Annotated in this window: 9 protein-coding genes and 3 pseudogenes; 10 read left to right on the top strand and 2 right to left on the bottom strand. The window is 66.2% G+C overall.

The genetic code is table 11. From position 1 onward, the window contains the following. The first annotated feature begins 3 nt into the window (after nucleotides 1–3). From glmS to CGK74_RS02250, 9 genes and pseudogenes are all read left to right on the top strand, one after another. A complete protein-coding gene (glmS, locus tag CGK74_RS02280; RefSeq protein ID WP_094266900.1) occupies nucleotides 4–1,830 on the top strand; it encodes a glutamine--fructose-6-phosphate transaminase (isomerizing) in 1,827 nt (608 codons plus the stop codon). A 140-nt stretch (nucleotides 1,831–1,970) separates the two neighbouring features. Further along, nucleotides 1,971–2,192 (top strand): annotated as a pseudogene (locus CGK74_RS19565) (NAD(P)H-dependent oxidoreductase); the annotation flags it as partial. Between the two features lie 12 nt (nucleotides 2,193–2,204). Next, the gene (locus CGK74_RS19560) at nucleotides 2,205–2,435 is read left to right on the top strand and encodes a hypothetical protein (RefSeq protein WP_463294564.1); all 231 of its coding nucleotides are present in this window, start codon (nucleotides 2,205–2,207) and stop codon (nucleotides 2,433–2,435) included. A gap of 69 nt (nucleotides 2,436–2,504) precedes the next feature. Beyond that, the gene (locus CGK74_RS02270; protein ID WP_094266899.1) at nucleotides 2,505–3,044 is read left to right on the top strand and encodes a sigma-70 family RNA polymerase sigma factor; all 540 of its coding nucleotides are present in this window, start codon (nucleotides 2,505–2,507) and stop codon (nucleotides 3,042–3,044) included. A gap of 138 nt (nucleotides 3,045–3,182) precedes the next feature. Beyond that, a pseudogene (locus CGK74_RS19110) lies at nucleotides 3,183–3,353 on the top strand (cation-transporting P-type ATPase); the annotation flags it as partial. 232 nt (nucleotides 3,354–3,585) lie between these two features. Further along, the gene (locus tag CGK74_RS02265; RefSeq protein WP_240498622.1) at nucleotides 3,586–5,592 is read left to right on the top strand and encodes a cation-translocating P-type ATPase; all 2,007 of its coding nucleotides are present in this window, start codon (nucleotides 3,586–3,588) and stop codon (nucleotides 5,590–5,592) included. 89 nt (nucleotides 5,593–5,681) lie between these two features. Continuing rightward, complete coding sequence (locus CGK74_RS02260) at nucleotides 5,682–7,145, top strand: permease (protein ID WP_094266898.1); 1,464 nt, start codon at nucleotides 5,682–5,684, stop codon at nucleotides 7,143–7,145. Between the two features lie 2 nt (nucleotides 7,146–7,147). Continuing rightward, on the top strand, nucleotides 7,148–7,387 hold the full coding sequence (locus tag CGK74_RS02255) for a thioredoxin family protein (protein ID WP_094266897.1): 240 nt from the start codon (nucleotides 7,148–7,150) through the stop codon (nucleotides 7,385–7,387). A 4-nt stretch (nucleotides 7,388–7,391) separates the two neighbouring features. Continuing rightward, nucleotides 7,392–7,550 (top strand): annotated as a pseudogene (locus CGK74_RS02250) (ureidoglycolate lyase); the annotation flags it as partial. A 24-nt stretch (nucleotides 7,551–7,574) separates the two neighbouring features. Here CGK74_RS02250 and CGK74_RS02245 read toward each other — a convergent pair. Then, complete coding sequence (locus CGK74_RS02245) at nucleotides 7,575–8,879, bottom strand: methyl-accepting chemotaxis protein (protein WP_094266895.1); 1,305 nt, start codon at nucleotides 8,877–8,879, stop codon at nucleotides 7,575–7,577. After that, the gene (locus CGK74_RS02240; protein ID WP_094266894.1) at nucleotides 8,854–9,375 is read right to left on the bottom strand and encodes a PAS domain-containing protein; all 522 of its coding nucleotides are present in this window, start codon (nucleotides 9,373–9,375) and stop codon (nucleotides 8,854–8,856) included. Before CGK74_RS02240 ends, CGK74_RS02245 begins: the two co-directional genes overlap by 26 nt. Before the next feature lie 261 nt (nucleotides 9,376–9,636). Between CGK74_RS02240 and CGK74_RS02235 the strand changes: the two genes are divergently transcribed. Next, on the top strand, nucleotides 9,637–11,949 hold the full coding sequence (locus CGK74_RS02235; RefSeq protein WP_165770032.1) for a PhnD/SsuA/transferrin family substrate-binding protein: 2,313 nt from the start codon (nucleotides 9,637–9,639) through the stop codon (nucleotides 11,947–11,949). Nucleotides 11,950–12,000: the final 51 nt, after the last annotated feature.

Below are 12,000 nucleotides of genomic sequence, written 5' to 3'. Positions count from 1 at the left end.
GCCATGTGTGGCATCGTCACTGCAATCGCAACGAACAACATCGTTCCCGTGCTGCTCGAAGGGCTGCGCAAGCTCGAATACCGCGGCTATGACTCGGCCGGCCTGGCCGTGCTGTCGGGCGAGCTGACCCGCCTGCGCTCCGCCGGCCGCGTCGCAGAGCTTGCGGCGCTCGCCGATGCGCGCCAGCTGTCGGCCAACATCGGCATCGCGCACACGCGCTGGGCCACGCACGGCGTGCCGTCCGAGCGCAACGCCCATCCGCACATCTCGGGCGGCCTGGCAGTGGTGCACAACGGCATCATCGAGAACTTCGAGGCGATCAAGACCGGCCTGCAGGCGCGCGGCTACGTGTTCACCTCCGAGACCGACACCGAGGCCATCGCCCACCTCATCCACAGCAAGCTGCAGGGCACGCCCGACCTGTTCGAGGCGGTGCGCCTGGCGACCAACGAGCTGGTCGGCGCCTACGCCATCGGCGTGCTGGCCGAAGCCGACCCCTTCCGCGCCATCGTCGCGCGCCGCGGTTCGCCGCTGCTGCTCGGGGTTGGCGAGGACGGCATGTACGCTGCCTCCGACACCGCCGCGCTGCTGCAGGTGACGCGCAAGGTGGTGTATCTGGAAGACGGCGATCTCGCCGAACTGCGCCGCGACAGCTACCGCATCGTGCTGGCCGACGGCACGCCGGTCGAGCGCGAGGTGCACCTGTCCAGCCTGTCGGCCGACGCGGTCGAGCTGGGCAAGTTCCGCCACTACATGCAGAAGGAGATTTTCGAGCAGCCGCAGGCGCTGGCCAATACGCTGGAACTTATCGCCGGCGGCGGCGGCATCAGCCCGCAGCACTTCGGTGCCCGCGCGGCCGAGGTGTTCGAGGGCGTACGTCGCGTGCTGGTACTGGCCTGCGGCACCAGCTACCACGCCGGCCTGGTCGCGCGTTACTGGATCGAGGCCATCGCCAAGCTGCCGGTGACGGTCGAGATCGCCAGCGAATACCGTTATCGCGAATCGGTGCCGGACCCTGACACCCTGGTTGTGGTCATCTCGCAGTCGGGCGAGACGGCCGACACTCTGGCCGCGCTCAAGCATGCGAAGTCGCTCGGCATGGAGCGCACGCTGGCCATCTGCAACGTGCCCGAGTCCGCCATCGTGCGCGAAACGGCGCTGCGCTTCATCACCCGCGCCGGCCCCGAGATCGGCGTCGCCTCCACCAAGGCCTTCACCACCCAGCTCGCCGCCTTCGCACTGCTGACGCTGGCGCTGGCCAAGCTCAATGGTCGCCTGTCGGCCGCCGACGAGGAACGCCACCTCGTCGCGCTGCGCCACCTGCCTGTCGCGGTGCAGAAGGTGCTGGAACTCGAGCCCGAGATCGAGAAGTGGGCGCAGCGCTTCGCCAGCAAGGAGCATGCACTCTTCCTCGGTCGCGGCAGCCACTGGCCGATTGCCATGGAAGGCGCGCTCAAGCTCAAGGAGATCTCCTACATCCACGCCGAGGCCTACGCCGCCGGCGAGCTCAAGCACGGCCCGCTGGCGCTGGTGGACAAGGACATGCCGGTCATCGCGGTGTCGCCGCACGACCAGTTGCTGGAGAAGCTCAAGTCCAACCTGCAGGAAGTCCGCGCCCGTGGCGGCGAACTGTACGTGTTCGCCGATGCCGGCAGCGAGATTCCCGAATCGGAAGGCGTTCACATCCTGCACATGCCCGAGCACTACGGCATGCTGTCGCCGGTGCTGCACGTGATCCCGCTGCAGCTGCTGTCGTACCACGCGGCGCTGGTGAAGGGGACCGATGTGGATAAGCCGCGGAATCTGGCCAAGAGTGTGACGGTGGAGTGAGCCTAGAGGGACTGCTGTCGCAGTTGTTCCTTGCCAATAAAGTCGAAAACGCCCGGGCATCTCGTCCGGGCGTTTTCGTTTGGGTGGATTTGTAGGTCTCTGGCCACCGACTTGCCCGATCTGCCCCCGACACCCACCCCAAGGTGGTTGAGTTGTGCGAGCTCACGCAGTGGGCCGAGGGCATGGTGTGGTGCTCGCCCGAGCGCCACGGCGCGATGACCTGCATCATGAAGACGCAGATCGACTGGATACCGCTGTCGGTGGGTGCCGTGCGTCCGACTCAGGGCAAGACGCTGGCGGTGATGCAGGTGTGCGGCGGCTCGCAGTCGTTCAACGCGGTCAACCAGATGTGCGTGCTCTGACGCTGGATGCGCATGCTGACCATCCCCAACCAGTCCTCGGTGGCCAAGGCCTTCCTCGAGTTCGACGACCACGACCGCATGAAGCCCTCGGCCTGCTACGATCGCGTCGTCGATGTGATGGAGGAGCTGGTGAAGCTCACCCTGCCGACGCGTGACATCGCCCCCCAACTCGTCGACCGCTACAGTGAACGCAATGAGAGCGCCCAGGAACTGTCGAAGCGGGTGAGTCAGGCGTCGATCTGACCTAGACGGCCCACCCCGCCTTCCTTGGCGAACGATCAACAACCATTGCCCCGAAATGAGCGCTCCAATGTGACGGTCCCCTGCCTGCTCTCCGCCTGGTCGGCGCACGAAGCCGAACTGCTGCGCTACCTGCGCCACCACGTCCGCCCGCCGTCGGAGGCGGAGGATGTGCTGCACGATCTTTTCCTCAAGGCCTTGCGCCAGGGCGAACGCTTCTGTGACGTGAACAACCCCCGCGCCTGGCTGTTCGAGGTGGCGCGCAACGTGGTTGTGGACCGCGCGCGAGGGGTCCGCAGCAGCGAGCCGCTGCCGGACGACCTGGTGGCGCCCGATTTCGAGCTACCGCCGGTCGACAGCCTGTCGGCCTGCCTGCCAAGAGTGCTGCTCGAACTTGCTGCCGAGGACCGCGAGGCCATCGAACTCTGCGATCTCGGTGGGATGACCCAGGGGCGTTTTGCAGCGCTGAAGGGCTTGTCGCTGCCCGGGGCAAAGTCGCGCATTCAACGCGCACGGCAGCGGCTGCGAGCGCAATTGCTGCGGTCTTGCCAAGTACAGGTCGATGAGACCGGCGCCGTGTGTTGCTTCGTGCCGAGGCCACCCCCCGCCTAAAGTCCAGCTGGTTCTTGCATCCATTCCGTCCCGGCTGCGTCATCAGTGTGAGGCGCCCTACGCCGACGGGAAGGTTCGCTGGCGGCGAGCGACAAGGGTGCGATGGTCCCCCGCTGACGCAGGAGAACCCACTCGATCATGGCCCGGGAATGCACCTGTACTGATGCCAGCCAGCTCGGCGTCGTCGAGATCGCGGCGGCCTTGCGCACCGACTGCGAGAACGGTCTGGGCTCGGCCGAAGTCGAACAGCGCCTTGCCCGCGGCGGCAGCAACGCCCTGCGCAGCGTGCCCACGGTGCCGGCATGGAAGCGCTTGCTGGCGCAGTTCCACGACCCCCTGATCTATCTGCTGCTGGGCGCGATAGTCGTCACGCTCGTCGTGCGGGAGATCGAAGGGCAAACGGGCTGGCCATTCGACGCGATCGCGATCGCAGTGATCGTTGTGCTGAACGCAATCCTGGGCTTCGTGCAGGAGGCGCGGGCAGAGAATGCGGCTGCCGCATTGGCGAGGCTCAGCGAGGTGATCGTCAGCGTCATCCGTGATGGTCATCTCCAGCGCACGCGACTTGCTGGACGTGCTGCTGCTCGGTGTGTCGCTTGCCGTCGCGGCGGTGCCGGAGGGGCTGCCTGCGGTTTTGTCGATCGTGCTCGCGATCGGCGTGCAACGCATGGCGGCACGCAATGCGATCGTGAAGCGGCTGTCCTCGGTCGAGGCGCTTGGGTCGGCCTCGGTGATCTGCTCGGACAAGACCGGCACCCTGACACGGTCGGAGATGACGATCGTGCGCGTCGCCACGTTGTCGGGTACCACCGAGGTCAGCGGTGTCGGTTATGCGCCCGAGGGCGAGGTTCATCAGGCGGGTGAGGCGCTGTCGCAGGGCCCGTTGCATGCCGAGCATGTCGTCGTGCTTTCCGGCGGCAGCCTTGCCGGCAATGCGGATCTGAGCCAGACGGCAGAAGGCACCTGGCAGATCCAGGGCGATCCGACCGAGGCAGCCTTTCTCGTCGCCGAGCGCAAGCTCGGCGTGCACGAGCGCCGCTACCGCCGCTTCGAGCGCGTCGCTGAAGTGCCGTTCACGTCCGAACGGAAGATGATGTCAGTGATCGCAATCGACCACGAGCGTGACGATACCCCTGTGGTGATCGCCAAGGGCGCGCCGGATGTGCTGCTGGGGCGCTGTACACAGGCCCGCGTCGGGCTCGATGTCGTAGCGCTCGACGACGACATCCGTAGCCGCCTGCTGGCCGACGTGGATGAGATGTCCGACGCGGCCTTGCGCGCCCTGGCGGTCGCCTATCGACCGCTCGCTGCGGGCGAGGATGCGCAGGCCGGAGAGACGCTGGAGCAGGGGCTGATCTTCGTCGGCACGGTCGGCATCATCGATCCGCCTCGCGGGGAGGCGAAGCAGGCGATCGGCGAGGCCCTTCGCGCGGGCATCCGCGTGATCATGATTACTGGTGATCATCCACGCACCGCGGCGCGCATCGCGGCCGATCTCGGCATCACTCCGCCCGGCGCGAAGGCGATCTCCGGCGCGGAGATCGATGCGATGGACGACGCGGCCTTTGTCGAGGTGGTGAGGACGATATCCGTCTTTGCCCGTGTCGCGCCGGTGCACAAGCTGCGCATCGTCGATGCGCTGCAGGCCGACGGACAGGTCGTAGCGATGACCGGGGATGGGGTTAACGACGCACCAGCCCTGAAGTCGGCCGACATCGGCGTGGCGATGGGGGGCACCGGCACCGAAGTGACGAAGGAGGCGGCCAAGATGATCCTCGCCGACGACAACTTCGCCACCATCGTTGCCGCCGTGCGCGAGGGGCGGGGCATCTTCAACAACATCGAGAAGTTCCTCCGCTACCTGCTGTCGTCCAACATGGGCGAGGTGCTGACGATTTTTCTCGGAGTGGTCGGCGCCGGCGTGATTGGCTTGCAGACGGACGGCGCGACGCTGGTGTTGCCGCTGCTGGCGACCCAGATCCTGTGGATAAACCTGCTCACCGATTCCTGGCCGGCTATGGCGATGGGGGTGGATCCGCAGGCCGACGATGTGATGGCGCGCCCGCCGCGGCGTGCGGACCAGCGTGTCATCGACGCGCGCATGTGGGCGGGGGCGGTGCAGACGGGCCTAATGATGGCCGCGGCAACCTTGCTAACGATCGATCTCTTCTTGCCCGGCGGGCTAATCGAGGGCGCGCACGACATCGACACCGCCCGCACTGCCGGCTTCACCGTGCTGGTGTTCGCCCAGCTGTTCAACTGCCTCAGTGCGCGCTCCGCGCTGACGAGTGCGTTCCATCGACCCTTCGTGACCCCCTGGCTGTGGGCGGCGATCGGCCTTTCCACCTTGCTGCAGGTGGCGGTCGTTCATGTCGAGCTGCTCAACCAGGCCTTCGGGACCATGCCGTTGACTGGGGCGCAGTGGCTGATCTGCCTGGCGATGGCCAGTACGGTCCTGTGGTTCGGGGAGCTCCGAAAGGCTTTGCTGTGCCTCGGGCGTCCGTCCGTGCCTGCATCCTTTTCGGCGCATGAACGTCATCATTCATAGACAGCTTGTAGTCGAACAGACTCTCCGCTAGCGTTGGTCAGGTTCACGCTTGGCAGCAGGACTCTCACTTTCTCGCTGGAGTTCGCATCATGGACACCCTGCTTTCCTGGGTTCTCCCCGTCGTACACGGCGGGCTGGGCAATCTGGCCGCCTATCTCGCCGCGCATGTCCTGCTCTGCTTGCTGCCCGCGTTCTTCATCGCCGGCGCGATGTCCGCGCTGATCCCGAAGGAGACGGTTACCCGCTTCCTCGGTCGCAACTCCAGCAAGGCGGTGTCGTATCCCGCTGCAGCTGCCGCAGGGTCCTTGCTGGCGGTGTGCTCGTGCACCATCGTTCCGCTCTTCGCCGGGATCTACAAGAAAGGCGCCGGCCTGGGACCGGCGATCACCTTCCTGTTCTTCGCCCCGGCGGCCAACATCCTGGCGCTGGTCTACACCGGCGGCATCATCGGCCCCGATCTTGCCGTCGCGCGCTTTCTGCTCTCCCTGACCTTCGGCATCGGCATTGGCCTGATCATGGCCTTGATCTTCCGCAGCGACGACGCCGCGCACGACCGCGCCACCGACACCGCCTTCGGCGCGCAGGGCGCCGGGATGGGGCGGATGGCGCTGGTCTTCCTGTCGGTGTGGGTGGCGCTGCTGCTGGCGGGGACGCTCAAGCTCGACGTGCTGACCGGCACGTACCTGAGCTTCGAGGTGCCGCTCGCCGATGCCCAGAGCTGGCAGGCCGCACTCGACCGCCTGGTGCCCTACGACGCGGCCAAGGGCGAAGAAGGTGTGTCGCTGCAGGGTGTGGTGCTGATCGGGCTGCTCGGCGCGATCGGCTTTGCCGCCTGGCGCGGACTGGAAAACATCGTCGAGGGCGCCAGCGCATGGACCTGGATCAGCCTCGGACTGATCGCGGCGACCCTGCTGGTGGCTGCGCTGTGGGTGCAGCCGGTGGAAGGCGGGCTGCACATCGGCCTGACCGGCAAGTTCTTCGCCGTCGCTGCCGCGCTCGCGGTGCTGCACTTCATAGTGCGCCACCGTCTGAACGAGGACGAGCTGCGCGACTGGCTGTGGGAGTCCTGGCGCTTCGTGAAGCAGATCTTCCCGCTGCTGGTGGTGGGAGTGTTCATCGTCGGCATGATCCGCGTGCTCATCCGGCCCGAATGGATCCAGATGCTGGCTGGCACCAATTCGCTCACAGGCAACCTGGCCGGCGTGGTGTTCGGCGTGTTCATGTACTTCCCGACCCTGGTCGAGGTGCCGATCGCCAAGATGTTCCTCGAGCTCGGCATGCATCGCGGCCCACTGCTCGCCTACCTGATGTCCGACCCCGAACTGTCGCTGCAGAGCATTCTGATCATCTCGGCGATCATCGGCCGGAAGAAAACCTTTACCTACGTTGGCTTGGTGGCGCTGTTCAGCGCTGCTGCTGGCCTCATCTACGGCGCCTGGATCGACGGCGCTTCGCTGCTCATGCTCGCGCTTTACCTGGCGGGTTTCATCGCGCTGCTGGCGGTGCTGTTGTCGGTTGCAAGCCGCCACACGTCCTCACTGAAAGGAGTCTGACCATGCTCGAGATCAAGGTGCTCGGCCCCGGCTGCGCCAACTGCCGCAAACTGGAAGAACTTGTCCGCGAGGCCCTTTCCACGACGGGCATCGAAGCCGAAGTCCTGAAGGTCACCGCCATGGACGAGATCATCGCCCACGACGTGCTCAAGACCCCGGGGCTGGTGATCGGTGGCAAGCTAGTTTCGTCAGGGCGGATTCCAACGACGGCGACGATTGCGGAGTGGATACGGGCAGCCTGAAATCGACCAGGGTGTCAATTACCTTGCAGGCGTCTGGCATCACCCTTTGCTCGCACTGGATGCGGTGTCTGATTTCATCGTGATCGATCGCAAAGGCCCCGGACTCAATTGCGATGAGGTCATGCTCGAGCCCGCTGGGCTCATCGCGTCCATCAAATTGTGATATGCACATTGGGCGAGCAGCAGGTTACCGGATGCCGGTCTGCAGCACCTGCGACTCGATCCGTGCGAACAGGCTGTCGTAGGCCTCGATCAGGCGGGTGCGCTCGGCCTCGTTGTCCTGCCAGCTACCCTCGAGGGCCAAGGCCAGGGCTTCGCGTTCGATTTCGGGTCGGGACGACAGGTCCGGCGCTTCGCCGCTGACGGCCTGATTGACGTTGGCCCGCGCGGCCTGGGCGAGCGAGACGCGGCCCATCAGCGCCGTCATGGCGTCAGCGCCATCGGCGATCGCGCCGGCGAGGCGCTCGATCTGCGATGCGGCGCTGGCCGAGCGGCTCAGTTCGTCGCCAAAGGCGTCAGCGGTGCCGCGCGCTTCGGCGACCGCCTCGCCTAGACCCTCCATGCGACTGCTGACGGCGTCCATGGCCTGCGATACGGCGGAAATCGCCGCGGTGATCTCGGTCGCGGCATGCTGCGACTGGTCGGCCAGCTTGCGGACCTCGTCGGCGACCACCGCGAAGCCACGGCCGGCCTCACCGGCGCGGGCCGCCTCGATCGCGGCATTCAGCGCGAGCAGGTTGGTCTGCTTGGCGATCTGGTCGACCTGCCCGGACAGTACGCGGATCGCCGCCGTCTTCTGGTCGAGATCGGACAGCGAGGCGGCGCTTTCGCGTGCGGATTCCTGCGCGCCACCCAGCGACACGGACATCGCGTTGGCCGATGAGGACATGCGCGTCGCCGTTTCGAAGAAGTCCTGCGCCAGCGTGCGCACCTCCGAGGCGCCGGCATCGACCTGCGCCAGGGCCTCGTTGACCCGCTCGATCGCATTGGACAGGCCGCGTTCCGAGCGCATGAAGATCCGCGACAGCAGGGCCTCGCGGACGATCGACTGGCGCGCCTGGTGCAGCCGTTCGAGCAGCGTCTGCATGCGCTCGAGCACGATACGGAAGGTGCCATGAAGGCCCGAGGTCTGCAGACGACGCCAGTCGTGGCCTTCCGCCGACGCTTCCATCGCGCCGAGCATCTCGCGGAACGCCGCCTCGGTCTGGTCCAGTGACGAATTGAGGTGGCGACGGATCTGCTCGAGACGCGGCTCGGCGTAGGCGCGCGGCAGGCGTTCGACCAGCCGCCCGTCGCTGAAAGCGGTGAGCAGCCGGTCGAGGTCGGTCAGGGGCGAGGTCGCCGTGCCCGCCGGCCACAACAGGACGACGATCGCGCCCAGCAGTGCGGCCAAGGCATGCAGCGGACCGAGGAATGCGCCTCCCGCGCCGAGCAGCACGAGGGCGCAGGCGATCCAGCGCCGGCGCTCAGAGCGCGAAAACAAGCTGTTCATAGCTCATCCTCGATTGTTGGAGCAGATCCACCAGGACCTTGGTACCCGCGCTGATCGCATCCCGTGCGCCGGCTGCGCGCTCCGCTTCGAGCATCTGGCGATACACCGGCTCGATCTTGGCAAGCGCGTCGCGTCGCGGGCAGCGCCGCACCGAGTAGTAGCCGACGATCTCGCCCTTCGGGCCGAAGTCTGGCGTGATGTGGGTGAACACCCAATAGAAGCCACCGTCCTTCGACATGTTCTTCACGTAGGCAAAGAACTCTCGGCCAGCCTGGATCGTGTCCCAGGCGAGCTTGAAGGCCGCGCGCGGCATGTCCGGATGGCGGATGATGTTGTGCTGGCTGCCGAGCAGTTCCTGCTCGGTGTAGCCGGAGAATTCGATGAAGATCTCGTTGCCGTAGGTGATCCGGCCCTTGAGGTCGGTCTTGCTGACGATGAAATCGTCCTCGCGCATGACGCGCTCGTTGCGGGTAGGCGTGATCGCCTTGTCTTTCATTGTTGCGTCTCCACGGGGTGCGGCAGCTGCGATCTGGGTCGCTCGCCTTTGGCGCGCATGCGACAGGCGCGGCGCTTATAGGGGTTATAGGACCATATCGACTGACGCGGGCAGAACTTGAGCGCCAGCGGCCAGCGGCCAGCGGCTCGTGCGCGCGTCGCTGGCGGGGATCGAATAGAATGCCGACCCATCATGCGAGCGCTCCTTTCCCTGCTGCGATTCAGGCCGACGCGGCCATGCCTGCCAGGGTGGTTGGGCGCCGTGTTTGTCCTTGTGTTTCTCGGTGCGGGGGCTTTGTCGCCGGTCGAGGCCCGTGAGCCCAATACGCTGACGATCGGCATGTTCGCCTACCGGCCCGTCTCCGTGCTGGAGCCCGCCTGGCGACCGTTGGCCTGGTATCTTCAGGAGCAGGTGCCCGGCGTCCATGTGAACATCCGTTTCCTCGATCAGGACGCGATGACCCGCGCACTCGAGCGCGACGAGCTCGACCTGGTGTTCACGAACCCCGCGCACTACATCACCTTGCGCACCCAGAACCAGCTCTCCGGCGCCATCGCCACGCTGGTTGCGCTGGAGGAGGGGAAGGCCGTGTCCCAGTTGGGGGGCGTGCTCATCCGCCGCAAGGAGAGGACGGACATCCAGCGCTGGCAAGACCTGCCGGGCAAGGTGGTCGCCGTCACCGGCACGCAGTATCTCGGCGGCTATGCGACACAGGCCAAGGAACTCGTCCAGCGCGGGATCGCGCTCGACTCGATCGAGTTCAAGCGCCTGGGCAACCCCCACGACAAGGTGGTCGCGGCCGTGCTCGAGGGGCAGGCCGACGCCGGCTTCATCCGCACTGGCATCCTCGAGAGCCTGCACGCGGAGGGCAAGGCCGAGGTCGCAGACCTCGAGGTTGTCGAGCCCGTCTCACACTCCGGTTTTCCGTTCAAGGCGAGCACCGCCTTGTACCCCGAGTGGGCCATGGTCGCCCTGCCGCACCTCGACCGCGACCTCAGCCGGCGCATCAGCGCAGCCTTGCTGGCGCTGGAGCCTGAGGACGTCCTGAGCCAGCTTGCCGGCATCCACGGCTTCACGATCCCGGCCGATTACCAGTCGGTACAGGAGGCGATGATGGCGGCGCGTGTGCCGCCCTTCGACAAGGCACCGACGGTCAGCATCCGCGAGTTCGCGCGCCAGCATGCCGCGGCCGTGATCGCCGTGGGCAGCATCCTGCTGACGGTGATGATCGCTTCGGCCTGGGTGCTGCGTACCAACCGGCGCCTGAATCTGGCGCAGGGGCGTCTGGCGCAGGAGCGGCAGCGCCTGGAAGACATCATCGAAGGTACCAATGCCGGTACCTGGGAATGGTATGTCGCGGAAGACCGGATCGTTTACGGCAGGCGCTGGGCGGCCATGCTGGGTTACACGCTCGAGGAACTCGAGCCCGTGTCGCTCGACACCTGGAAGACACTGACCCATCCCGTCGACCAGCAGGAGGTGCTCGCCCAGCTCGACAAGGATCTCGCCGCCGGAGTCGATGCCTTCGAGTCCGAATTCCGCATGCGGCACAAGGCTGGCCATTGGGTATGGATCCACAACCTGGGCCGGATCATCCGGCGTACCGAAGATGGCAAGCCGCTGCTGCTGACCGGGATTCACCTCGACGTCACCGAGCGCAAGCGCAACGAGGAGGAGCGCGCCCTGAGCCATTCGGTTTTCCTGCGTACCCACACGGGCGTCATGGTGACCGACGAGTCCAACCGCATCGTCCAGATCAATCCGGCATTCACCGAGATCACCGGTTATACGCCGGAAGAGGTGCTGGGCAAGTCGCCGGACATGCTGGCTTCCGGCGAGCACGACGAGGCCTTCTATCGCAAGCTCTGGAACGATCTCGAGGGCAAGGGCGAATGGGAAGGCGAGATCATCAACCGGCACAAGAACGGCCACACCGTTCCCGAGCGAATGACGATCTCCGTGGTGCGGGACGGGGACGGCGCCATCCAGCACTACATCGGGGTGTTCACCGACATCAGCCTGCAGAAGCAGCTTGTCCGGGAGCTGCAGCATTCCGCCCACCACGACCTGCTGACCGGACTGCCGAACCGCGCCCTGCTCTACGACCGGCTGGGCCTGGCGCTGGCACAGGCGCGCCGCGCCCGCAGCAGCGTCGCGGTCATCTTCCTCGACCTGGATGGCTTCAAGCCCGTCAATGACACCTACGGCCATGTTGTGGGCGACGAGCTGCTGAGGAGGCTCGCCCAACGCATGCGCGGGGTTGTCCGTGATGGCGACACCCTGGCCCGACTTGGCGGCGACGAGTTCGTGGTTGTCGCCAATGCGGTCGCCGACGAAGAGGACGCCACTGCCTGTGCGGAGCGCGTGCTCGCGGCCATCGGCGAACCGGTCACGCTGAAGATGGCGGGGACGACCGTGCGCCTGTCGGCAAGCGTGGGTGTGGTCGTCTGCCCGCCAACGGCATCCGAGGAGGATGCGCTGCCGGAGGCGGTGCTGGGCAGGGCCGACGTGCTGATGTACGAGGCCAAGCGGGCGGGCAAGGCGAGGGTCGTCGTGCAGCGCTTCGTCCCGTAAGCGCAGCATTCCGGGCTCCTTCGGGTAGACGGTTGGGGATGCCCGACCATG

This window comes from Thauera propionica (assembly GCF_002245655.1).
Classification (GTDB): Bacteria; Pseudomonadota; Gammaproteobacteria; order Burkholderiales; family Rhodocyclaceae; genus Thauera; species Thauera propionica.
This window is presented reverse-complemented; position numbering and strand designations above follow the sequence as displayed.

What these genes read in the sequence shown, in the direction of transcription:
- CGK74_RS02260 (WP_094266898.1), top strand. Translation starts at nt 5,682, where the DNA reads ATGGACACCCTGCTTTCCTGGGTTCTCCCCGTCGTACACGGCGGGCTG.
- CGK74_RS19560 (WP_463294564.1), top strand. Translation starts at nt 2,205, where the DNA reads ATGCTGACCATCCCCAACCAGTCCTCGGTGGCCAAGGCCTTCCTCGAG.
- glmS (WP_094266900.1), top strand. Translation starts at nt 4, where the DNA reads ATGTGTGGCATCGTCACTGCAATCGCAACGAACAACATCGTTCCCGTG.
- CGK74_RS02240 (WP_094266894.1), bottom strand. Translation starts at nt 9,375, where the DNA reads ATGAAAGACAAGGCGATCACGCCTACCCGCAACGAGCGCGTCATGCGC.
- CGK74_RS02265 (WP_240498622.1), top strand. Translation starts at nt 3,586, where the DNA reads ATGGTCATCTCCAGCGCACGCGACTTGCTGGACGTGCTGCTGCTCGGT.
- CGK74_RS02255 (WP_094266897.1), top strand. Translation starts at nt 7,148, where the DNA reads ATGCTCGAGATCAAGGTGCTCGGCCCCGGCTGCGCCAACTGCCGCAAA.
- CGK74_RS02245 (WP_094266895.1), bottom strand. Translation starts at nt 8,879, where the DNA reads ATGAACAGCTTGTTTTCGCGCTCTGAGCGCCGGCGCTGGATCGCCTGC.